We start from the raw sequence: 22,158 nt of genomic DNA, 5'->3' as shown, positions 1-22,158 counted from the left end.
CTTGGTTAGCATGCAGGGATGCAAGTTTTGTTCATTATTTTGGCAATACTGGCGTTGCTGCTGTGGTGGGTGCGAAGCCGGGGCCCGCGCCAGCCTGCACCGCAGCGAGCCAAGCCATTGCCCGCAGCCGCCGTGGCCATGGAGCCCGAGCCGCCACCTCCGCCGGACAGCGATGTGAAGTTCCGCATGCGCGGCGAGCGTGGCATGGGCGGGCCCATCTACGGGGATGTGCTGTGCAGCGATGGGGTGTACTTGCCTTATGTCTGGGAGTCGGACTTTCACACTTCATTCGATGGCCGCTGGATTCGGACTGGCTCGTATGGGGATTCCACACCACGCCTGCTGGACCGCAAGAACCGCTGCAGCTGGCTGATGAGCGTGGCCGAAGCCAGCCTGGTGGACGATTTGCATTGGCGCCTGCCGCGCTGGAACGGTGAAAGCCAGGGGGGCAACGGCGTGGCCGCCGAAGGCCGCCATGTGCTCAGTGACGGCATCTTCGAGGCCTGGCTGGCCAAGCACGTCAGCGGCAAGGCACAAGCCTTGGTCGGGGTGTGCGACCTGTGGATCCCTGCTGATTGTGTGCCGGTGCAGGCACAGGCCATCCCGCCCGCGATCGCACAGCAAGACAACGCCGTGGTCCAGGTGGCCGTGCAGCGCCACTGGCCAATCTCCTTGCGGGTGCTGGACGACCCGCTGGAGCCTTTGCTCCATCCGCAGTGGCAACTGCAGATCAATGGCGAGCCCCAGCAGTGGACGATTGACAGCCAGAGCCCGTTTGTCTGGCGCCCGGATGGCCAGGCCTTCGCCAGCTATGGTTACCCGGTCACGGACAGCGCGCACAAGCCCAAGATGCGTCTGGGGGTGTGGAGCCTGGCGCTGGGCCGGCAACAATGGTCCTACTGGATGCCGGAGGACCGCAAGCCCTGGACGATCAACCTGCACCTGCCGCAGGAAGCTGCAGGCTATCCCGCGCTGAGCTGGGAGGGCGAGGAACTGCTGCAGTGTGTGGAGATGGACACCCCGCAGCTGGAACGCCTGCACGATGGCCGCAGCATCGCCTGCGTGGTGGGAGACGCGGTGCAGGGACGGGTGCAGCACCGGCCTGACGGACGCCCGCTGGTCAAGCCCTTGCCGGTGCGGTTGTTCCGCTGGCGCCGGGATCTGCACAACCCCTTGCACTGGGAGGCGCAGAGCCTGCCGGTGGCGGGCCAGTCCCTGAGCTGGAGCCTGGTGCACGAGGCCAAGGACGAGCCCGGGGCGACCCCGGCGTATGCCGTGCAGTGGGGCGAGCACCAGCTGCCCGGCTTGTGGGAACTGGAACACCTGGTGGTCGATGGCCAGTGGGCGCTGCTGTGCCCCTGGGGGCCGTCACCACTGCAAGGGGCCAAGCCGGTGCCCTGGGTCTGGGACGGCAAGCAACTGAATGCGATCGAGATGCACTGGCCGGTGTTGCGCATGCGCCCACACCTGCAGCGGGGGCGGGCGCAGTTGCTGGTGCTGGTGGGCTGTGGTCCGGACAACAGCAACCATGCCAGCAGCGGCTTGTGGCGCTGGCCGCTGCAGGTGGCCGATGAGGTCAACCTGGCCAAGCCCGGCTGGACCCCGGCGTACGAATGGCGGGAAGTGGGCGTGAACGCGCAAGGCGTGTGGAAGCTGCTGCCGCGCTGGCGCGAGGTGCGCCAGATCCAGCACCCCTGCGCCGATGGCGACTATGTCTGGCGCCTGCCGGCCTCACACGATGCGGCATGGTGGTGGGGGGGGCTGACCAACCACATGAACAACGAGTGGGCGCCGGAAGCCGCGCGCTGCGAAGGCGTGCTGGTCACGCAGTCGGGGGCCGTGCTGTGCGGTGTGGGCCCCAGCGTCTGCCCGCACTATGCGGGTGACGGCTGGCTGGTGCTGGAATGGCTGGCGCGCGGGCAGCACAACGAGCCCCACCACTGGAAGCTGCATTGGCTGCGCCCGCACAAGCATGAAGTCTGGACGCTGGAGCTGCGGGCCTTCACCCCGATGGTGCAAGGCTGGGATGCGCAGCAGGGCGTGCAGTGGATGGACGAGGGCCTGCCGGTGGCCGAGGCTGCCACGCAGGAGTCTGCTGCACCTGTGCCAGAGATCCAGTACAACGTGATTGCCCCCATGCGCTGGGAGTCCGCGCAGCTCGATGTGCTCAAGCAAAGCGCGGCCGGTTTGTGGATTCGCAAGCAGGATGCGGTGTATGCCGATGCGATCGTACTGCGCGATGACTGGCCCTGGGTACGGGCCCCGGCCGCTGTGCGCACGGCATAAAAAAACCGGCTTCGAGGAGCCGGTTTTTTTATGGTGCCTGCAGCAAGCAGGCGCTGCAGGGCAGGAAGCTTTAGGGCTTGTTGCCGGTCGGGAAGGGCCAGGCAGCCTGGGGAGCCAGCACGGTCTTGGCCACAGGCGCTGCGGTCTCCGTGGCAGGCGCAGCAGCCTTCTTGGCAGCAGGTGCAGCGGCCTTCTTGGCAGCAGGTGCCGCAGCCTTCTTGGCAGCAGGTGCAGCGGCCTTCTTGGCAGCAGGTGCCGCAGCCTTCTTGGCGGCAGGTGCAGCGGCCTTCTTGGCAGCAGGTGCAGCGGCCTTCTTGGCAGCAGGTGCAGCGGCCTTCTTGGCAGCAGGTGCAGCGGCCTTCTTGGCAGCAGGTGCCGCAGCCTTCTTGGCAGCAGGTGCAGCGGCCTTCTTGGCAGCAGGTGCAGCGGCCTTCTTGGCAGCAGGTGCAGCGGCCTTCTTGGCAGCAGGAGCCGCAGCCTTCTTGGCGGCAGGAGCCGCAGCCTTCTTGGCAGCAGGTGCCGCAGCCTTCTTGGCAGCAGGTGCCGCGGCCTTCTTGGCGGCAGGTGCAGCGGCCTTCTTGGCGGCAGGAGCCGCAGCCTTCTTGGCGGCAGGAGCCGCAGCCTTCTTGGCAGGTGCGGCAGCCTTGGTTACGGCCTTCTTGGGCGCTTCGGTCTTGGTTGCGGTGGTGGCCTTTTTCTCAGCCGGTTTTTTTGCAGTTGCCATCGTTTTCTCCTTCATCAATTTGCACACAGCATTTGCGTGATCGCTTGGAAAAAGAGCGACTCACCAGCCATTGCGACGTGGAGTGTTTCGCCGCATGGACACACAAACGCCCCATGCCATCACCTGTAGAAATAATTGTGATGGCATGGGGCGCATTATGAATTCCCTTGCGTGAGTTTGCGAGGCTTTATCGCGTCTTAATCCCAAGAAAGTGCGCCACCGGTTTGGTATTCGATCACGCGTGTCTCAAAGAAGTTACGTTCCTTCTTCAGATCGATCATTTCGCTCATCCAGGGGAACGGATTTTCTTCGCCGGGGAACAGCTCTTCGAGGCCGATTTGCGTGGCGCGGCGGTTGGCGATGTAGCGCAGGTAGCCCTTGAACATCGAGGCGTTCATGCCCAGCACGCCGCGCGGCATGGTGTCCTCGGCATAGGCATATTCCAGGTCCACGGCCTTGCGGAACAGGGCGTTGATTTCTTCCTTGAATTCGGCCGTCCACAGGTGCGGGTTTTCGAGCTTCAGCTGGTTGATCAGGTCGATGCCGAAGTTGCAGTGCATGGACTCGTCGCGCAGGATGTACTGGTACTGCTCGGCCGCGCCGACCATCTTGTTCTGGCGGCCCAGGGCCAGGATCTGCGTGAAGCCGACGTAGAAGAACAGGCCCTCCATCAGGCAGGCAAAAACGATCAGCGACTTCAGCAGGGTCTGGTCGGTTTCGGGGGTGCCGGTGTGGAAGTGGGGGTCCATGATCGCTTCGATGAAGGGGATCAGGAACTCGTCTTTGTGGCGGATCGACGGGATCTCGTTGTAGGCGTTGAAGATCTCGCCTTCGTCCAGGCCGATCGACTCCACGATGTACTGGTAGGCATGCGTGTGGATGGCTTCCTCGAAGGCCTGGCGCAGCAGGAACTGGCGGCACTCGGGCGCCGTGATATGGCGGTAAGTCCCTAGGACGATGTTGTTGGCAGCCAACGAGTCGGCCGTGGTGAAGAAGCCCAGGTTGCGCTTGACGATGCGGCGTTCGTCGTCGGTCAGGCCGTTCGGGTCCTTCCACAGCGCGATGTCGCGCGTCATGTTCACCTCCTGCGGCATCCAGTGGTTGGCGCAGGTGGCGAGGTATTTCTCCCAGGCCCATTTGTACTTGAAGGGCACCAACTGGTTGACGTCGGTCTTGGCGTTGATGATGCGCTTGTCGGCTGCATTCACACGCTGGTGCGTGCTGGCCGATGCGGTGTGGCTGGGGCTGGTGGTGGACGAAATCTCGTCATCAAAAGTCAGCATGTCGTACTCCCTGCAATCTGCAAAAAAGTGAGCTGGCTGCGCAGGACAGACAAGGGGTTCAAGCGATGAAGCTTGAAAACCCTTGCGGTCTGCGCGCTGGCTGCTATGAAATCAATGGGTGCCTTATTGGCAGGCTTCGCAGCCCGGGTCGTCGATGGCGCAGAACTTGACGTCCGTGGCCGGTGCCCCGGTGCTGGCCCGTGCGGCGGCGGCGGCGCGGTCCAGTGCGCTGGAGGTCTCGACCGCGGCGGGCGAGACAGCGTTCAGCGCGCGGCTCTGGATGGTCGACTTCTCGGCCGCCGTGGCGCTGGTGGTGCGCAGGTAGTAGGTGGTCTTCAGACCGCGCAGCCAGGCCAGCATGTAGGTGTCGTGCAGCTTCTTGCCCGAGGCACCGGCCATGTAGATGTTCAGGCTCTGGGCCTGGTCGATCCACTTCTGGCGGCGTGCAGCGGCTTCCACCAGCCAGGTGGGCTCCACCTCGAAGGCCGTGGCGTACAGCTGCTTGAGGTCCTGCGGCACGCGGTCGATGGCACGCAGCGAGCCGTCGAAGTGCTTCAGGTCCATGACCATTACGCTGTCCCACAGGCCCAGCTGCTTCAGGTCACGCACCAGGTACTGGTTGATGATGGTGAACTCGCCCGACAGGTTGGACTTCACCGACAGGTTGCCGAACGAAGGCTCGATCGAGGCATCAACGCCGACGATGTTGGAGATGGTGGCCGTGGGCGCAATCGCCACGCAGTTGCTGTTGCGCATGCCATCTTGGGCGATCTTGGCGCGCAGCGCCTCCCAGTCCAGGCGGGTGCTGCGGTCCACATCGACGTAGCCGCCGCGCGCCTGCTCCAGCAGGTTCAGCGAGTCCAGCGGCAGGATGCCCTTGGACCACAGCGAACCCTGGTAGCTGGAGTAGGTGCCACGTTCCTTGGCCAGCTCGGTCGATGCCCAGTAGGCGTAGTAGCAGATGGCTTCCATGGAGGCATCGGCGAACTCCACCGCCGCGTCGCTGGCATACGGCGTGCGCATGGCGTACAGCGCATCCTGGAAGCCCATCAGGCCCAGGCCCACGGGGCGGTGGCGCAGGTTGGAGTCACGCGCCTTGTCCACGGCGTAGTAGTTGATGTCGATCACGTTGTCCAGCATGCGCATGGCGGTGCGCACGGTCTTGCGCAGCTTGTCGTGGTCCAGCTGGCCATCGCGAATGTGCTGGGCCAGGTTGACCGAGCCCAGGTTGCACACGGCGGTCTCGGTAGCGCTGGTGTTCAGCGTGATTTCGGTACACAGGTTGGACGAGTGCACCACGCCCACGTGCTGCTGGGGCGAGCGGATGTTGCAAGGGTCCTTGAACGTGATCCAGGGGTGGCCGGTCTCGAACAGCATGGACAGCATCTTGCGCCACAGGTCCACGGCGGGCACGCGCTTGAAGAGCTTGAGCTCGCCCGCATCGGCCTGGGCTTCATAGGCGGTGTACGCCTTGGCAAAGGCCTGGCCGTACAGGTCGTGCAGGTCGGGCACGTCGGAAGGGCTGAACAGCGTCCACTGTCCCTTTTCCATCACGCGCTGCATGAACAGGTCGGGGATCCAGTTGGCGGTGTTCATGTCGTGCGTGCGGCGGCGGTCGTCGCCGGTGTTCTTGCGCAGTTCGACGAACTCTTCGATGTCCAGGTGCCAGGTTTCCAGGTAGGCGCAGACGGCGCCCTTGCGCTTGCCGCCCTGGTTCACGGCGACGGCCGTGTCGTTGACCACCTTCAGGAATGGCACCACGCCCTGCGATTCGCCGTTCGTGCCCTTGATGCGGGCGCCCAGGGCGCGCACGGGGGTCCAGTCGTTGCCCAGGCCGCCAGCAAACTTGGACAGCAGGGCGTTTTCCTTGATGGCGTCGTAGATGCCGCCCAGGTCGTCGGAGACGGTGGTCAGGTAGCAGCTGGACAGCTGCGAACGCTGCGTGCCGCTGTTGAACAGCGTGGGCGTGGACGACATGAAGTCGAAGGAGCTCAGCAGCTCATAGAACTCGATGGCGCGGGCGTTGCGGTCGTCCTCGTTCAGTGCCAGGCCCATGGCCACGCGCATGAAGAAGGACTGGGGCAGCTCGATGCGGGTCTTGCGCACGTGCAGGAAGTAGCGGTCGTACAGGGTCTGCAGGCCCAGGTAGTCGAACTGCTGGTCGCGTTCGGCCTTCAGGGCCGCACCCAGGCGCGGCAGGTCGAACTTAAGCAGCTCGGGGTTCAGCAGTTCGTGCTCCACACCCTTGGCGATGAAGGCGGGGAAATCCTCGGCGTAGGCCGCGTCCATGTCGGCCGGCTGCACGTCGCGGCCCAGCACCTCGCGCACGATGGTGTGCAGCAGCAGGCGGGCGGTGACGTAGGTGTAGTCGGGGTCGCGCTCGATCAGCGTGCGGGCGGCCAGGATGGCGGCCTTGTAGACCTCGGCCAGGGGTACGCCGTCGTACAGGTTGCGCAGGGTCTCGGCCACGATGGGCGCGGGGCTGATGTCGGCGTTCAGGTCGTGGCAGGCGGCCGTGATCAGCGCCTCCAGGCGGGCCTGGTCCAGCGGGATGCGCTGGCCGTGGTCGGTCACGTGCAGGCTGGGCTGGGGCGCGGCGGCGGCAGCAGCGTCTTCGGCGGCCTTTTTCTTGGCGGCGGCACGTTCCTGGTTGCGGGCTTCGCGGTACAGCACATAGGCACGGGCCACGTCCTGGTGGCCGCCGCGCATCAGGGCCAGTTCCACGTGGTCCTGCACGTCCTCGATGTGGAAGGTGCCGCCCTCGGGGCGCGAGCGCAGCAGCGCACGCACGACGCCGTTGGTCAGCGCTTCGACGGTTTCACGGATGCTGGTCGAGGCGGCGCCCTGGGGGCCGCGCACGGCCAGGAAGGCCTTGGTCAGGGCGATGGCAATCTTTTGCGGCGCGAAGGGCACGACGTCGCCGCTGCGGCGAATGATCTGGTATTGGTCCAGGACCGCCGGAACGCTGCTGGCCCCGGGCGTGGGGGCGCCGTGCGTTGCAAGGTCGGTGTGGGAGCTGTTCATAGCGTGCTGCATGAGGGCCTCTGGAGGATGGAAGGGGGCGTGCGGTGCGCCGGAATAGGGAGGTGCTGCACAAAAAATGTGCGCTACCTGTAGCGTCATGTGATTTCAATGACACTAGGGGTAGTGTATTTCGCCAGCGTGACGAAATCTGCGTTGTAGGCTGGCAGCACCTGGGTGTGGCCCGTGTTGACAGGCGTGCGGCCGGCGGGCGCCGTGGCCCCGCGCCCGCAAAGCCAGGCTGCATGCGGCTTGCGGGCCCATGGCCCGTGCGCAGGCCTTGTGGCGTCAGGGGTAAAAAGTTGTAAGAATTTGTTGATAACCCATGGCCCAGGAAGGTCTTGATGCGCTAGCTATGGGTGCTGATGGGGTGATTTGCACTAAATCTAGTGTTTGTGATGCGAATCAGCGCCGGCCTTGCCAGAGCGGCGCTGGCGCCGGGGTGCTGTCTGAAAGAGGAGCGTGCCGCGCAGCAGGGCAGGCGGTTTTCAATGCTTTGGGCATTGAAACCCTTGTTGGATCTGCGCTGGCAGCTATGCCTTTTGGATCGCTGCCGGGTAATCCACCCCCAGTTGCGGCAGGGCAGCCTGCAGGCGCGGCCAGTCGAAGCCGGGGCCGGGGTCCTGCTTGCGCCCGGGGGCTATGTGCTCGTGGCCGGCGATGTGGCGGATGGGGTGGTGGTCCGCTAGCGCCTGGCACAGCTGGGCCAGGGCGTGGTACTGGGGGGGCTCGAAGGTCTGGCCTTCCAGACCTTCCAGTTCGATGCCGATGGAGAAGTCGTTGCAATTGCGGCGCTCGCCCCATTGCGACTGGCCGGCGTGCCAGGCGCGGTCCTCGGTGCTGACAAACTGCCACAGCGTGCCGTCGCGCTCGATGAAGAAATGGGCCGACACCTCCAGGCCGCGGATGCCCTGGAAGTAGGGGTGGGCCTCCCAGTCCAACTGGTTGGTGAACAGCTGCTGCACGCAGCCCGTGCCGTACTGCCCGGGCGGCAGGCTGATGGAATGCACCACCACCAGGTCCACAGGCATGCCCGCGGGGCGAGGGCCGAAGTTGGGCGAAGGCAGGTGCCGCGCGGTGCTCAGCCAGCCTTGTTGCCAGCGGGGGGAATGGGGGTCAGTGCAGCGCGTCATGCAGCGGATTGTCGCTGACCGCCAGCGGCTCTTCCGGGCACACGGGGATGTTCAGGCGTTCAATCCGGTAGCGCATCTGCCGCAGGCTGATGCCCAGGCGCGCGGCCGCGGCCGTGCGGTTGTAGCCGCAGGCGTGCAGCGCGCGGGTCAGGATATGGCGTTCCTGCTGGTCCAGCCAGGCCTGCAGGTCGTGCGGCAGTTCGTCCGGCGCCACCAGCATGCTGGCGGCGCTGGTGTCCTGGGCGCAGGGGCTGTCGGTGGGCACGCCGTCCATCGCCAGCTCCTCGCCCAGCGCCAGGGCCCGGTGCAGCAGGTTTTCCAGCTCGCGCACATTGCCCAGCAGCGGCAGGCCCTGCAGTTGCTCCATCAACTGGGGCGAGAGCATCGCCGGCTGGGCCCCCTCGCCGGCAATGCGCTGCAGCAAGGCGTTGCACAGGGCCGGCAGGTCTTCCCGGCGTTCGCGCAGCGGGGGCAGGGGAATGTCGATGACGTTGAGGCGGTAGTACAGGTCCTGGCGGAATTCGCCGCTTTGCACGGCCGCCGCCAAATCGCGGTGGGTGGCACTGACGATGCGCACATCGACCGGTTCTTCCTGGGTGGTGCCCAGCGCGCGCACGCTGCGCTCCTGGATGGCGCGCAGCAGCTTGGCCTGCATGGACAGCGGCAGCTCGCCAATCTCGTCCAGAAACAGGGTGCCGCCGCGGGCCGCGGCAAAGAAGCCGGGGCGGTCGGCCGTGGCGCCGGTGTAGGCACCTTTGCGGGCGCCGAAGAACTCGGCTTCCAGCAGGTGCTCGGGGATGGCGCCGCAGTTCACGGCCACCCAGGGCGCCTGGGCGCGGTGGCTGCAGGCGTGCAGCGCGCGGGCCACCAGTTCCTTGCCGGTGCCGGACTCGCCGGTGATGAGCACCGGGGCCATGCTTTGCGCCACTTTCTGGATGCGCTGCTTGACCTGGCGCATGGCCTGCGATTCACCCACCAGGCGCTCCAGCGCCGTCGAGGCGCTGAGGATGTCAACGGTCTTGCTGTGGGCGACGGCCGCCAGTCCGGACGCCAGGCTGCCCGGCTTGGGCACGCTGCCTTCGCCCTGTACGGCCGAGGCGACCACGGTGCGGAACTGCTTGAGGTCCACGGGTTTGGTCAGGTAATCGAAGGCGCCGCAGCGCAGGGCCTCCACCGCGTTCTCGGCCGAGCCGTAGGCGGTCATGACGATGGTGCGCTCGCGGCGGCGCTGGTCGCGCAGCTCACGCAGCAGCTCCATGCCGCTGCCATCGGGCAGGCGCATGTCGGTGATCAGCACGTCAAAGCGGCACAGCTGCAACTGCGCGCGGGCCTCGGCCAGGGTGCCGGCCGTTTCGACACGGTAGCCCTCGCGCAGCAGAGTGAGCTCATACAGCGTGCGCAGATCGGGTTCGTCGTCAACGACAAGGATGGTGGCGAAGGAAGTGACCATGGCGGCGATCAAACCACAATTGGATCGAACAGGGAAGCCGTGTCCGGCTGGCGCTGCTGTCCGCGAAAGTGCACGGTGAAGGCATTGCCCGGCTGCGGGCCGCGTGCCGTGGGGCGCTCGGCGCGGGCATAGCTGATGCTGCCGCCGTGGCGCTGGCACAGCTCGCGGCAGATGTAGAGGCCCAGTCCGGTGGAGCGGCTTTGCGAGGAGAAGAAGGGCTCGAACAGGTGTTTCTCGACCGAGGCCTCCACCGGCGGGCCTTCGCTCCAGACCTGCATCCAGAAGGGTTCGCCCTGGCCGCCGCCGCCGGTGTGCAGTTGCAGGCCATCGGCCAGCAGGCTGGCGCGGTGGCGCGCCGCATTGTCCAGCAGGTTGATGGCCACGCGGCGCAGGTGTTCGCTGTCGAACGCGATCTGCGCCTGGCCGCAACCGGGCACGAACACCCCCTGGCGCTGGGGCGCGTCCTGCTGTTGCCATTCGTGCCAGATGGTGGACAGCTCCGCGTCCAGGCTCAGGGTGCGCGAGTCGGCATGCTGGATCTGCTGTTGCACGCGGGCGATGTCCAGCACGTCTTCGGCGATCCGCGCCAGGCGCTGGGCGTTCTGTTCCACCATGTGGCTCAGGCGCTGCTGGGCAGGCTGGTCCAGGTCCTCGGCCAGCAGGGCATTGGCCTGCAGGATGGCGGCCAGTGGATTGCGGATCTCATGGGCCACGGCGGCGGACATGCGGCCCATGGCGGCCATTTTTTCGGTGCGAATGCGCGCCTCGACCAGCCGCAGGTCGTTCACGAAGATCACGCACAGCCACAGATGGGGGGCCAGCAGGCTTTCCCCGGCGCCATCGTGCTCGGCCTCTGCCGCCAGCACTTCCGGCTCCAGGCTGGTGGTCAGCCAGGTGCGCACATACAGGCCCACCGGGCGTTCCCCTTCGGCCAGCAGGTGCACGTGTTGGCTCTGGGCCTGGCCGCTGGCATAGGTGTGGGCGACCATGTCGCGCAGCGGTTGCCACAGCGCCATGTCGTGCAGGTTGTGCAGGGCCAGTGGCGGAGGCAGCCCCAGCAGCTCGCAGGCCGCCGGATTGGCCAGTCGCACCTGCTGCTCGGCATCGACCACCAGCACGCCCTCGCTCAGGTTGGCAATGATCAGGCTGTTGACCTGGGCATGCGTGCGGGCCGCCTGGCGGCTTTGGCGGGCCTGGCGTTCCTGGTAGGTCAGGCGCAGTGACAGCTGGCGTGTCAGATAGGCCACGGCAAAAAAACCCGCGCAGACCAGGGCGGTCTGCATGTAGCCGTCGCTGCTGAAGTTGCCGCTCTTCCAGGCGCTGACGATGTTGGCACCCAGCAGCAGCAAGGTGATGCTGGCGGTCGTGGCCAGAGCCATGCGCATGGGCCCCAGCACGGACACCGTGAGGATGGGCAGTGCCAGCAGCGGCGTGTAATACATCCGGCCGGTCTGCATTTCCTGCAGCAGGCAGATGGTCAAGATGTCCGCCACCAGCAGCAACAGCCAGGGCCAGCGCCAGTGGGCGGCCGGTGGCTTGTGGTGCAGCAGCACCCAGCCGACCAGGGCCACGACCAGATAACCCGTGGACAGCGCCCAGGACCAGGGCATGCTGGGCGGCATGCCGGTCGAGGTCCAGGTCTGCATCGCCAGCAGGGCAATCAGCAGCGTGGCCACCAGCACCCGGGCCGACAGGAAGGCCTGCCAGAGCCGGCGTGCACTTTGCAGCGGAAGGGTGTGGGGGCTGGCCAAGGGATGCCTGGCAGGTGGGGGTTAGCGCGGGCCGAGGTGGCGGTGCTCGGTGCTGCAGTAATGCAGGCTGCGGTCCGGACCGACCAACGCATCGCTGGCGGGCAGGTGCAGTCCGCAGTGCGCACAGGTGACCATGTCTTCCGTGGCGTGGTGGGGCTTGGGGCGGGCAGGGGGCGGCGCAGCCGCTTTGCGGCGGTTATTGCGCCAGATGCCGATCGCGATGATCAGCACCACGGCAACCAGAAGGTATTTCATGATCCATGCCCCAGCATGACGACTTCCAAAACAAAACGCGAGCCAGCATAGGCCAGCAGCAGCAAGGCAGCACCTGCGTAGATCAGGTGCACGGCGTGGCGACCGCGCCAGCCAAAGCGTGAACGGCCCACCAGCAGCAGGGCGAACGCCATCCAGGCCAGCAGGGAGAAGATGGTCTTGTGGTCCCACACCCAGGCGCGGCCGTAGAGGGATTCGCCAAACAGCAGGCCGGCCAGCAGCGTGGCGCTGAGCAGCACAAAGCCGGCTGCGACAAAGCGGAAGGTCAATCGCTCCAGCATCAGCAGCGGCATGCCGCTTTCGTCGTTGCTGGCGCTGCGCATGCGGCGCTCGGCGCGCGACATCAGTCCGGCGTGGACCACGGCGGCCGCGGACAGTCCGTACGAGGCAATCCCCAGCGCCAGGTGCAGGGGCAGCCAGGCCGAGGCGTGGACCGCCATCGGCTTGCCGGGAAAGATCTGGGCCAGCAGCACGGCCAGGGCGCCCAGCACGGACAGCACCCCGACGGCGCGCAGCTTGGGGTAGAGCTGCTGCTCGATGGCGTACACGGTCAGCATCAGCCAGGCGGTCATGGACAGTGCCGGCGCGAAGCCAAAGCGCGCCGGCGAGGTCATCAGGCCGGCGGCCACGGTCAGCAAGTGCAGCACCCAGGCGGCACGCATGGCCAGGCGCGTAGGGCCGTCGGCCAGGCGGCGCGCGCCCAGGGCCGGCACCAGGTAGGCGGCAATCGCCGCCGCGGCCAAGGCCATGACCCAGGGGGGGCTGGCATTGAAAAAGTGGGTGGATGACTCCATGCCCGCAATCATAGCGGCCCGTTTTGCCGGTGGGAGTCGCCGCGGCAGGCCATTCTTGCGCCGTGTCAGTGCTTGCTGCGGCCGCGGCTGGCAGGCCCGGCCCGGGCGGTGGCCGGCCCAGGGCAGGTCCCGTGGTCAACGGGTAGAATGGAGCACTCATTTGTACAGGGCTGCCCGCGGCGGGCGGCACGGGCTGGCTGCCAGCGCACCGCCCCCTGCCCAAGGCGCCAGGCCCCGTTGGCCCAGCCGCATGCGGCGCTGCTTTCTCTCTTCGGACATTCCTGCTTATGGCATCCGCACTCACCGACAAACTCTCGCGCCTCGTCAAGGAAATGCGTGGCCAGGCCCGCATCACCGAATCCAATGTGCAAGACATGCTGCGCGAAGTGCGCATGGCCTTGCTGGAGGCGGACGTGGCCTTGCCCGTGGTGCGCGACTTCATTGCCCGCGTCAAGGACAAGGCCCTGGGCCAGGAGGTGCTGGGCAGTCTGAAGCCCGGGCAGGCGCTGGTCGGCATCGTGAATGCCGAGCTGGCCGCCACCATGGGCGAAGGCGTGGCCGACATCAACCTGAACGCCCAGCCGCCCGCCATCATCCTGATGGCCGGTCTGCAGGGTGCGGGCAAGACCACCACCACCGCCAAGCTGGCCAAGCACCTGATCGAAAAGCGCAAAAAGAAGGTGCTGACTGTGTCCGGCGACGTGTACCGCCCCGCGGCCATCGAGCAGCTCAAGACCGTGACCGCCCAGGCCGGTGCCGAGTGGTTCCCCTCGACCCCCGACCAGAAGCCGCACGACATTGCCGTGGCGGCGCTGGACTACGCCAAGAAGCATTACTTCGACGTGCTGCTGGTCGACACGGCCGGCCGCCTGGCCATCGACGAGCTGTTGATGGCCGAAATCAAGGACCTGCACGCCACCCTGAATCCGGTGGAAACCCTGTTCGTGGTCGATGCCATGCAGGGCCAGGACGCGATCAACACCGCCAAGGCCTTCAAGGAAGCGCTGCCGCTGACCGGCATCGTGCTGACCAAGCTGGACGGTGACTCGCGCGGCGGTGCGGCGCTGTCGGTGCGCCAGATCACCGGTGCGCCCATCAAGTTTGCCGGTGTGTCCGAAAAGATCGACGGCCTGGAAGTGTTTGACGCCCAGCGCCACGCGCAGCGCGTGCTGGGCATGGGCGACATCGTGGCCCTGGTCGAGCAGGTCACCAAGGGCGTGGACATGGATGCCGCGCAGAAGATGGCCGAGAAGCTGAAAAGCGGCGACGGCTTCGACCTCAACGACTTCCTGGCGCAGCTGCAGCAGATGAAGCAGATGGGTGGCCTGTCGCAGCTGATGGACAAGCTGCCCTCCGAGCTGACGGCCAAGGCCGGTCAGGTTGATATGGACAAGGCCGAGCGCGAAATCAAGCGCAAGGAAGGCATCATCTGCTCGATGACGCTCAAGGAGCGCAAGCACCCGGCCCTGATCAAGGCCACGCGCAAGAAGCGCATTGCCGACGGCGCGGGCGTGCAGGTGCAGGATGTGAACCGCCTGCTCAAGGAATTCGAGCAGATGCAGACCATGATGAAGAAGATGAAGGGCGGCGGCCTGATGAAGATGATGAAGCGCATGGGCGGCATGAAGGCCATGAAAGGCATGATGGGCGGTGGCGGCATGCCCAAGCTGCCGTTCTGATTCCCTCGGTCTCGCGCGACCTCCGAGCCGCATCGCCTCCGGGCCATGCGGCTTTTTGCTGCCCGTGGTGTGTTCGCGATGGACCGAGGGTGAGATGCTGTGGGGGCGTGCATCGCATTGCGGCGTTGCGGTGGCTGGCCGTCCGGCGTGCCCAACCCTTGCCGTCTTGGATAAATGAGAGCTGTCAACGCTCTGGATTCAAGGCTTTCCAGGCTAAAACGATCGGTAATTCTTGCGGAGCCTGCGCAGATAGCTCTGTTTTTTACTTTTGTCGGCAACTTGCCCATAATGCGCGGCATGCAAGCATGGCCTTTTTCTCCTTCGCCGCGGCTGAGCACGCGCCGCACCTGGCTGCTGGCTGGCACGGCCGCGGTGCTGGCCGGGTGCTCCAGTGCCCCTGTGCAACCTCCGGCAGACCGGCGCTCGGCTGCGGGCACGCGCAGCGGTGGTGCGACCGGTAGCGATGCCCTGCAATTGCAGGCAGAGCTGCGCGAGGCCCTGCTGGCGCGCACCATGCTGGTGGTGAATACGCCCTACACCTATGGCGGCAACTCGCCGGAAGGTGGCTTTGACTGCAGCGGCCTGATCCAATGGGCCGTGCAGGGCATTCATGCCGGCCGCCTGCCACGCACCACCTCGCAGTGGGCGCAGTCCAGCGCCCCGGTGCGTGAGCGCGGTCTGCAGCGTGGCGACTTTGTGTTCTTCAACACCCTGGGTGGACCGTACTCCCACATGGGCATTTTTGTGGGCAACGGCCAGTTTGTGCACGCCCCGTCCAAGGGTGGCACCGTCCAGCGCGTGCGCATGGACAATCCCTATTTCGCCAAGCGCTTCACCGAGGCACGCAGCATTTTTGCCTGAGGGCGTGTACCCGATTTGGGGCGTTGCCTGACAGACAGTCGCGTTGATTGCGGTGATTCTCGGTCCTCCAAGGAGGAATTCGCCATGTCCATGACCCGAGAACTGCGCTTGCATGCCACCGCTGCCGCCGCAGTCACGGCCCTGGCCCTGCTGGCCGGGTGCGACCAGTCCGGCCCCCAGATGCGGGCCGATACTTTCCCCATGGGACAGGCGGCACGGTTTGACCAGCCGCCCCCCGACAAGCCCTTGTTCGGCTCCAGCGACTACCTGCGCGCGCACGATGTGCTGCCGCCCGCCAAGGCCGATATCCGGGAGCCCTTGCCACCTGCCGTTCCCTTGCCGGCGATGGCGGCGGCGCAGCCGGTGGTGCAGCCCCAGGCCAGCACGGCCGAGCCCGGAGCGCAGCAAGGCGGCGTGACCCCGGCGGCCGGCATGGCCGCGGGCATCACCAATGCCCAGGGCGATGGCGAAAAGCACAAGCTCGATGGCGGCACCGTGAAATAGCGGCGGCCCGGTGGGAACAAACAAAAACCCCGCAGCGTTTGCACACTGCGGGGTTTTGAATTTTGGTGGTCGTAGTGGGACTTGAACCTACGACATCAGCATTATGAATGCTGCGCTCTAACCAACTGAGCTATACGACCGAACTCTGGTGGTCGTAGTGGGACTTGAACCTACGACATCAGCATTATGAATGCTGCGCTCTAACCAACTGAGCTATACGACCAAGAGAACGCGATTATATATCAAGTTTTTCAGAGGTTGGCGAAGTTCGCCGGACGCTTGTTCACGAAGGCGTCCATACCTTCCTTTTGGTCCTGGGTGGCGAACAGTGCGTGGAACAGGCGGCGCTCGAACATCACGCCATCGTTCAGGCTGCCTTCGAAGGCTCGGTTGACCGATTCCTTGGCGGCCATGACGGCAATCTGCGAGAAGCCGCTGATGATGAGGGCTGCGCCCAGGGCTTCGTCCATCAGCTTGTCGAAAGGCACGATGCGGCTGACCAGGCCGGCGCGTTCGGCCTCGGTGGCATCCATCATGCGGGCGGTCAGGGCCATGTCCATGGCCTTGGATTTGCCCACGGCACGTGGCAGGCGCTGTGTGCCACCGGCACCGGGAATCACGCCCAGCTTGATCTCGGGCTGGCCGAACTTGGCGTTGTCGGCAGCAATGATGAAGTCGCACATCATCGCCAGCTCGCAGCCACCCCCCAGGGCAAAGCCGCTGACGGCCGCGATCACCGGTTTGCGGATGCTGCGGATGGTTTCCCAGTTGCGCGTGATGTAGTCGCCCTTGTAGGCATCGGCAAAGCTGTACTTGGCCATGGCGCCGATGTCGGCCCCTGCGGCAAAGGCGCGCTCGCTGCCGGTGATGATCATGCAGCCGATGCGCTCGTCGGCATCGAAGGCCTGCAGGGCCTGGCCCAGCTCGTTCATGAGCTGGTCGTTCAGGGCATTCAGCTGCTTGGGGCGGTTGAGGGTGATGATGCCCACTTTGTCCGCTTCGACGCGGACCTCGATCATTTCGTATGCCAAGGTTTATCTCCTGATAGTCATGTGTGTGGCACGCACGACTATACCCAAGCCCGCAAACGCAGCCTTCAGTGGCCCAGCCAGCGCTCCACAGCTGCGGCATCCGTGATGCTGAGCTTGTAGTTGGCAATCGCCGTGGCGGTGGCCGGGGGCAGCTGCAATGGCAGGCGCAGCAACTGGCGGTCGCGGGCCACCAGAGCCGTGATCTGCGCGGTGCCACGGGCCACGTACAGATCCAGTTCCTCCAGCTTGGCCAGGCGCCAGGCCTGGGGGCCGTTGGCGGTGGCGAGTTCGATGCCATACCACTCGTCGCCCGCCATCATGCCGGCCTGCTCGGCCAGCCCGCCGCGCAGGACCTGCTTGAGCAGCACGCTGTGCGTTTCCTGCACGCGCAGGCCCAGGGCCTGTGCTGGTGCAGGCTTGTCGGCGTCGGGCTGGATCCCGTGGACCGCCAGCAGGCTGGGCAGGGGCAGGTCTTCGGTGCCGTGCACCCAGGCCTGCAGCTCGGCCTGCCAGCTGCGGCCGGTACGCTCTTGCAGCACGGCCAGCACATCGGCTTCGGTCATGGCGCCACCCCGGCAGCGCAGCCACAGGGCGCGCATGATGTCATCCAGGGTGGTGCTGCCTTCTTGGCGCAGCTTCAGGTCCAGGCACATGGCCACCAGGGCGCCCTTGGTGTAGTAGCTGACCGTGGCGTTGGCCGTGTTCTCGTCCTGGCGGTAGTACTTCACCCAGGCGTCGAAGCTGGAGACTGCGACGCTTTGCACCTGGCGGCCCGGTGTCTGCTGCACCTGGTTCAGGGTCTTGGTGATCAGCTTGAGGTAGGTGGCGGTGTCGATCAGGCCGGCGCGGCGCAGCAGCAGGTCGTCGTAGTAGCTGGTGAAACCTTCGAAGAACCACAGCAGCTGGGTGTAGTTTTCCTGGTCGTAGTCGTACGGCACCAGTTCGGCCGGGCGCAGGCGCTTGACGTTCCAGGTGTGGAAGTATTCATGGCTGATCAGTCCCAGCAGCTGCACATAGCCATCGCTGGCCTTGTCCACGCCGATGCGTGGCAGGTCGGGGCGGCTGCAGATCAGGGCGGTGGAGTTGCAGTGTTCCAGGCCGCCATAGCCGTCGTGTGTCACATTCAGCATGAACACATAGCTGGCATGCGGGGCCGTGCCCCAGAAGGCAATTTCGGCCTCACAAATCTTCTGGGTGTCGGCCAGCAGGCGCTCGCCATCGAAAGATGCCGGGGCTCCCGCCACGACAAAGCGGTGGGGCACGTCGCCGGCGTTGAAGTGGCCGCTCCAGAAAGTCCCCATCTCGACGGGACAGTCCACCAGCTCGTCGTAGTTGGCCGCCGCGTAGGTGCCAAAGCCCTGCTCGTCTACCGCCACGGCGGTCATGCCGGTGGCCAGTTGCCAGTGTGGCACCTCGGGCGAGGCCTGCACCTGCAGGCGGTGTGTCAGGGCTTCCTGGCCATGCACGCGCAGCAGCAGGCTGGTGCCGTTGAAGAAACCACGGCGTGCATCCAGCCAGGCGGTGCGCACCGAGGTGTCGTAGGCGCTGACTTCGTACTCCAGTTCCAGCGGGGCACCGGCCTCGCAGTCCACCTCCCACTGGTGCTTGCTGAGCTGGTGCACGTCCACGGACTCCTCGCCCTGGCGCGCGCGCAGCTGCTGCAGGTTTTTAGCGAATTCACGCACCAAGTAGCTGCCGGGGATCCAGACCGGCAGCGACACCCGCTGGCGGGCGCTGGGCTGTGCAATCGTGAGGGTGACGCGGAACAGGTGGGCATGCAGGTCATGCAACTGGACGCGGTAGTGAACGGGGGCGGTGGTGTGGGGCATGTCGGTGACCGGGCAGTCCAGCGGCATGCCTGGGCGGTCATGCCGCGGGGAGACAGCAGGCGCCAGAGCGCCCGCTGCTGGAGGAGGGTGTTATTTCTTGTGGGCGGTGGCGAGGTATTTTTCCACCTCGCTGGCTGGGATGGCGCCGGGCACGCGGGTGTTGTCGGCAAAGATCAGCGTGGGGGTGCCGGTGATCTTGTGCTTGCGGCCCAGGGCCAGGTTGCGCTGGATGGCATCGATGTCGCAGCTGGCTGCGGCCGGGGTCTTGTCCTTGAGCATCAGGTCGTGCCAGGCCTTCTCGCTGCTTTTGGCGCACCAGATGTTGCGCGACTTCTCGGCCGAGTCGCGGCTGAGGATGGGGTAGAGGAACAGGTGGACGGTCACGTTGTCCACGCTCTGCAGGTCGCGCTCGAAGCGCTTGCAGTAGCCGCAGTTGGGGTCTTCGAACACGGCCAGCTGGCGCTCGCCGTTGCCGCGCACGATCTTGATGGCGTCGGCCAGTGGCAGCTTCTTGAAATCGATCGCCGTCAGCTGGTTGATGCGGTCTTCCGTCAGGTTGCGCTGGGCCCGGGTGTCGATCAGCTCGCCCTGGATCAGGTAGTCGCCACTGGCGTTCGAGTAGAAGATGTCCGTGCCGATGCGCACCTCGTACAGCCCCTTCATCGGGGTGGGCTTGATCTCATCCACCTGCTGCAGCTGCGGAATGCGCTCGGCCAGGGTCTTGGCGATTTGGTCTTGTGGCTGGGCGGCAATCGCGCAGCCCCAGGCCGCAGTGGCCAGCAGTGCAGTGGCAAACAGTTTCATGGCAACGGTTCCAAGAAAAGATAAAAACTGAGGGGTTAGGGCGCCGGCGGCGTAAAAGGTTCCTGGCGCTGGGGCCGTGGCCTCAGCGGTCCAGCCCCATGGCTTGCCGGACGGTCCAGTCTTTGAGCAGGCCGCTGCGCTCGAAGCTTCGCAGCCCCCAGTTGCGCAGTGTCTGCAGCGGGGCTTCGGTGCGGGTGAAGATCTGCTGCAAGCCATCCATGGCCGCGCCCAGCGGGGCCAGTCCGGCTTTGCGTTCGCGCTCGTAGCGGCGCAGCAGCTTCAGGTCGCCCGTGCTGCGCCAGGCGTCACGGGTGCGCAGAATGCGGGCCAAGGCCTGTGCATCGGCCAGACCCAGGTTCAGCCCCTGGCCTGCCAGGGGGTGTACGTTGTGTGCGGCATCGCCGGCCAAGGCCCAACTGCGCGGATGGCGGTCCTCGGTCGTGCCAGGCATGGCACCGCACCAGCGCTTGGCCATTGCTTGCTGCAAAGGCCAGGCCATGCGGGGGCCTTGCAGCTCCAACTGGCCCAGGCTGTGCTGGCTGATGTCCGCCAGGGCCTGGCTGAAGTCGGCCGCCTCGGCGGCCAGCCAGTGGCCGACCTGGCTGTGGTCCAGCGACCACACCACGGCCACGGAATGGTCATCGGCGCCGTCCAGCGGCAAAAAGGCCAGGATCCCCTGGGGGCTGAACCATTGGCGGGCCACCTGCCCATGGGGCAACTCACAGCGCAGGCGCGTGGCAATTGCATGCTGGCCGTAGGGGGTGACGGCAAAGTCGACGCCAAACTCGGCCCGCGTCAGGCTGGCGCGCCCTTCGCAGACGACGGTCAGCGGCGCCTCCACGGGGGCTGCAACCACCTCGATCTGGGGTTGGTAGCGCACGGCTTCGGCCAGGCGCTGCTCCAGCGCCGGCACATCCACGATCCAGGCCAGGGCATCCACCCCTTGTGCCAGTGCATCGAAATGCACGCTGCCGTCGACGTCGCCATGCACTTCCATGTGCCGGACTGCGGTCACGTGGGCGGCGTCCGGCCAGGTGCGCAGGGACTCCAGCAACTGTTTGGAGCTGGCGTTGAGCGCATAGGCACGCACGTCCGCCTGGGGTGCCTCCGTGCGCTGGGGGGCCACCAGCGCGACGCGCAGGCGTTCGCGCGCCAGCAGGAGGGCCAAGGTGCGGCCGACAATGCCGGCTCCGCGGATACATACGTCAAAGGTGTGCGCCATGGACGGGATTGTAGGAGGGCTGGGGGGCGTCTTGCGGCAGGACGGTTTTCCTGACGGCTGACAGGCCGGTGACGTGTGCGCCGGGTGCTTGGGCTGACAATAGCCGCATGAATACTTCTGGTTTTGATCAAGCCGACGTCACGGGCACGGTCGGTGCGCTGTGGGTTTTTCCCATCAAATCGTGTGCCGGCATCTCGGTCACCGAGGCCCGGTTGCTGCCGACCGGCCTGGAATGGGACCGGGCCTGGATGGTGGTGGACCCCGACGGACAGTTCATCACCCAGCGCGAAGTGGCGCACATGGTGCTGGTGCAGCCGCGCATCGATACCGCGCACGGCGTGCTGCGCGTGGGCTTCCCTGGGCAGCCGGAGTTGAGCCTGCCGCTGGCAGTCCCCGCCGAAGGGCCCCAGCGCCAGGTCCAGGTGTGGGAGAGCCGCGTGCCGGCCTGGGACGCCGGCGACGAGGCCGCGCACTGGTTCAGCCAGGTACTGGGGCGCCCCTGCCGCCTGGTGCGCTATGACCTGGAGCAGGCGCGCTGGTCCGGCACGAAGTGGACGGGGGGGATTCAGGCCCCCAACCAGTTTGCCGATGGCTATCCCTTGCTGGTGACCACCCGCGCCGCCTTCGACGCCCTCAACGATCGCCTGCAGGCCCAGGGGCGGCAGCCGGTGGATGGCCTGCGCTTTCGCGCCAACCTCGTGCTGGACGGTCTGGCGGAGCACGAGGAAGACTTCATCGAGACCCTCTGGCTGCCTGCGCCGGAGCCTGTGGCCATCCGCCTGGGCAAGCCGTGCTCGCGCTGCCTCATCCCCGACATTGACCCCGCCACGGCCGTGTCCAGCCACGATGTGGGCGACACGATTGCGCAGTATCGCCAGGATGCACGCCTGGATGGTGCTATCACTTTCGGTATGAATGCCGTGGTGGCGCAGGGTGCCGGGCAGGTGCTGCACGTGGGGCAGGCGGTGGCAGGGCTGCTGAAGTTCGACTGAGCGCGCCCAGGGCTTCGTTAAGATGTTTCCCGTTTTGGAGGATTTTTCATGAAGCTTGTCACCCTTGCCGCGTTGGCCGCTCTGGCCTTGGCCGGCTGTGCCACCCAGACCACCGACCGCATGGCCAAGGAAGCGGCCCCGTATGTGGAAGCCCCCGACTACGACCATGCCATGGTGTGTGACACCCGCCACGACGATCTGCACAAGTGCGAAGCCACCCTGAAGTCGCTGTGCGGCGATCGCGGATTCCTGGACTTGCGCATCCGCCCCCTGCGGGAGCCGGGCAGCAGTGTGGACAGCTCCACCCACCGCCTGTTGCAGCTGCAGTGCAAGCCCCGCGCGGCGCAGTAAGTCCCTGACGGCAAGTGCCCCGGCAGGCAGTCCCTCACGGGCTGCCTGCTTTTTTGTTGCCGGCGCGGGGCGGCTGCCCGGGCAATCTGCCGCGCACCAGCAGAGATTTGCCGATCATTACAATCGGCATAGATTTCAGTGACAAAACGGGCACACCACTCTGCACAACA

The 22,158-nt window shown here is 65.9% G+C and carries 18 protein-coding genes and 2 tRNA genes; 6 read left to right on the top strand and 14 right to left on the bottom strand.

The features are described 5' to 3' along the window. Nucleotides 1–18 precede the first annotated feature (18 nt). Nucleotides 19–2,286: a hypothetical protein gene (locus KAQ61_RS13235; protein ID WP_210929468.1), complete on the top strand. Its 2,268-nt coding sequence runs from the start codon at nt 19–21 to the stop codon at nt 2,284–2,286. Nucleotides 2,287–2,356: 70 nt separating this feature from the next. On the opposite strand, the gene KAQ61_RS18870 is transcribed toward KAQ61_RS13235, so the two are convergent. From KAQ61_RS18870 to KAQ61_RS13195, 8 genes are all read right to left on the bottom strand, one after another. Then, nucleotides 2,357–3,010: a histone gene (locus tag KAQ61_RS18870; RefSeq protein ID WP_244982899.1), complete on the bottom strand. Its 654-nt coding sequence runs from the start codon at nt 3,008–3,010 to the stop codon at nt 2,357–2,359. Between the two features lie 197 nt (nt 3,011–3,207). Next, the gene (locus KAQ61_RS13225; protein WP_045266219.1) at nt 3,208–4,293 is read right to left on the bottom strand and encodes a ribonucleotide-diphosphate reductase subunit beta; all 1,086 of its coding nucleotides are present in this window, start codon (nt 4,291–4,293) and stop codon (nt 3,208–3,210) included. 123 nt (nt 4,294–4,416) lie between these two features. Continuing rightward, nucleotides 4,417–7,329: a ribonucleoside-diphosphate reductase subunit alpha gene (locus KAQ61_RS13220; RefSeq protein WP_210929466.1), complete on the bottom strand. Its 2,913-nt coding sequence runs from the start codon at nt 7,327–7,329 to the stop codon at nt 4,417–4,419. Between the two features lie 518 nt (nt 7,330–7,847). Beyond that, nucleotides 7,848–8,447: a 1,6-anhydro-N-acetylmuramyl-L-alanine amidase AmpD gene (gene ampD / locus KAQ61_RS13215; protein WP_210929465.1), complete on the bottom strand. Its 600-nt coding sequence runs from the start codon at nt 8,445–8,447 to the stop codon at nt 7,848–7,850. After that, nucleotides 8,431–9,897, bottom strand: a complete 1,467-nt coding sequence (locus KAQ61_RS13210) for a sigma-54-dependent transcriptional regulator (protein WP_210929464.1) — start codon at nt 9,895–9,897, stop codon at nt 8,431–8,433. Before KAQ61_RS13210 ends, ampD begins: the two co-directional genes overlap by 17 nt. An 8-nt stretch (nt 9,898–9,905) precedes the next feature. Further along, a complete protein-coding gene (locus KAQ61_RS13205; RefSeq protein WP_244982898.1) occupies nt 9,906–11,648 on the bottom strand; it encodes an MFS domain-containing histidine kinase in 1,743 nt (580 codons plus the stop codon). Between the two features lie 21 nt (nt 11,649–11,669). Beyond that, on the bottom strand, nt 11,670–11,903 hold the full coding sequence (locus tag KAQ61_RS13200; RefSeq protein WP_042415249.1) for a PP0621 family protein: 234 nt from the start codon (nt 11,901–11,903) through the stop codon (nt 11,670–11,672). Further along, a complete protein-coding gene (locus tag KAQ61_RS13195) occupies nt 11,900–12,715 on the bottom strand; it encodes a cytochrome C assembly family protein (RefSeq protein WP_210929463.1) in 816 nt (271 codons plus the stop codon). Before KAQ61_RS13195 ends, KAQ61_RS13200 begins: the two co-directional genes overlap by 4 nt. A gap of 287 nt (nt 12,716–13,002) precedes the next feature. On the opposite strand from KAQ61_RS13195, the gene ffh reads away from it, so the two are divergent. The 3 genes from ffh to KAQ61_RS13180 all read left to right on the top strand — a co-directional run bounded on the left by ffh (nt 13,003) and on the right by KAQ61_RS13180 (nt 15,759). After that, nucleotides 13,003–14,394: a signal recognition particle protein gene (gene ffh, locus KAQ61_RS13190; protein WP_042415246.1), complete on the top strand. Its 1,392-nt coding sequence runs from the start codon at nt 13,003–13,005 to the stop codon at nt 14,392–14,394. Between the two features lie 297 nt (nt 14,395–14,691). Further along, entirely contained in the window at nt 14,692–15,255 is a 564-nt protein-coding gene (locus KAQ61_RS13185; protein ID WP_244982897.1) for a C40 family peptidase, read from the top strand. An 84-nt stretch (nt 15,256–15,339) separates the two neighbouring features. Then, nucleotides 15,340–15,759: a hypothetical protein gene (locus KAQ61_RS13180; protein ID WP_051519380.1), complete on the top strand. Its 420-nt coding sequence runs from the start codon at nt 15,340–15,342 to the stop codon at nt 15,757–15,759. Between the two features lie 63 nt (nt 15,760–15,822). Here KAQ61_RS13180 and KAQ61_RS13175 read toward each other — a convergent pair. The 6 genes from KAQ61_RS13175 to KAQ61_RS13150 all read right to left on the bottom strand — a co-directional run bounded on the left by KAQ61_RS13175 (nt 15,823) and on the right by KAQ61_RS13150 (nt 20,645). Further along, nucleotides 15,823–15,899 (bottom strand) — tRNA-Met (locus tag KAQ61_RS13175). Between the two features lie 6 nt (nt 15,900–15,905). Further along, nucleotides 15,906–15,982 (bottom strand) — tRNA-Met (locus KAQ61_RS13170). Nucleotides 15,983–16,010: 28 nt separating this feature from the next. After that, the gene (locus KAQ61_RS13165; RefSeq protein WP_045266227.1) at nt 16,011–16,790 is read right to left on the bottom strand and encodes an enoyl-CoA hydratase; all 780 of its coding nucleotides are present in this window, start codon (nt 16,788–16,790) and stop codon (nt 16,011–16,013) included. Nucleotides 16,791–16,855: 65 nt separating this feature from the next. After that, a complete protein-coding gene (locus KAQ61_RS13160) occupies nt 16,856–18,619 on the bottom strand; it encodes a M61 family metallopeptidase (protein ID WP_210929461.1) in 1,764 nt (587 codons plus the stop codon). Between the two features lie 90 nt (nt 18,620–18,709). After that, nucleotides 18,710–19,423 carry a DsbC family protein gene (locus KAQ61_RS13155; RefSeq protein ID WP_042415235.1) on the bottom strand — a complete coding sequence of 238 codons (714 nt, stop codon included), beginning with the start codon at nt 19,421–19,423 and terminating at the stop codon, nt 18,710–18,712. A gap of 82 nt (nt 19,424–19,505) precedes the next feature. Then, a complete protein-coding gene (locus tag KAQ61_RS13150; protein ID WP_210929460.1) occupies nt 19,506–20,645 on the bottom strand; it encodes an FAD-dependent monooxygenase in 1,140 nt (379 codons plus the stop codon). Between the two features lie 107 nt (nt 20,646–20,752). Here KAQ61_RS13150 and KAQ61_RS13145 point away from each other — a divergent pair, with 107 nt between their 5' ends. Then, the gene (locus tag KAQ61_RS13145) at nt 20,753–21,637 is read left to right on the top strand and encodes an MOSC domain-containing protein (protein WP_210929459.1); all 885 of its coding nucleotides are present in this window, start codon (nt 20,753–20,755) and stop codon (nt 21,635–21,637) included. Nucleotides 21,638–21,685: 48 nt separating this feature from the next. Beyond that, a complete protein-coding gene (locus KAQ61_RS13140; RefSeq protein ID WP_042415228.1) occupies nt 21,686–21,988 on the top strand; it encodes a hypothetical protein in 303 nt (100 codons plus the stop codon). Nucleotides 21,989–22,158 lie beyond the last annotated feature (170 nt).

The organism is Comamonas aquatica, assembly GCF_018064205.1.
Taxonomy (GTDB): Bacteria; Pseudomonadota; Gammaproteobacteria; order Burkholderiales; family Burkholderiaceae_C; genus Comamonas; species Comamonas aquatica.
This window is presented reverse-complemented; position numbering and strand designations above follow the sequence as displayed.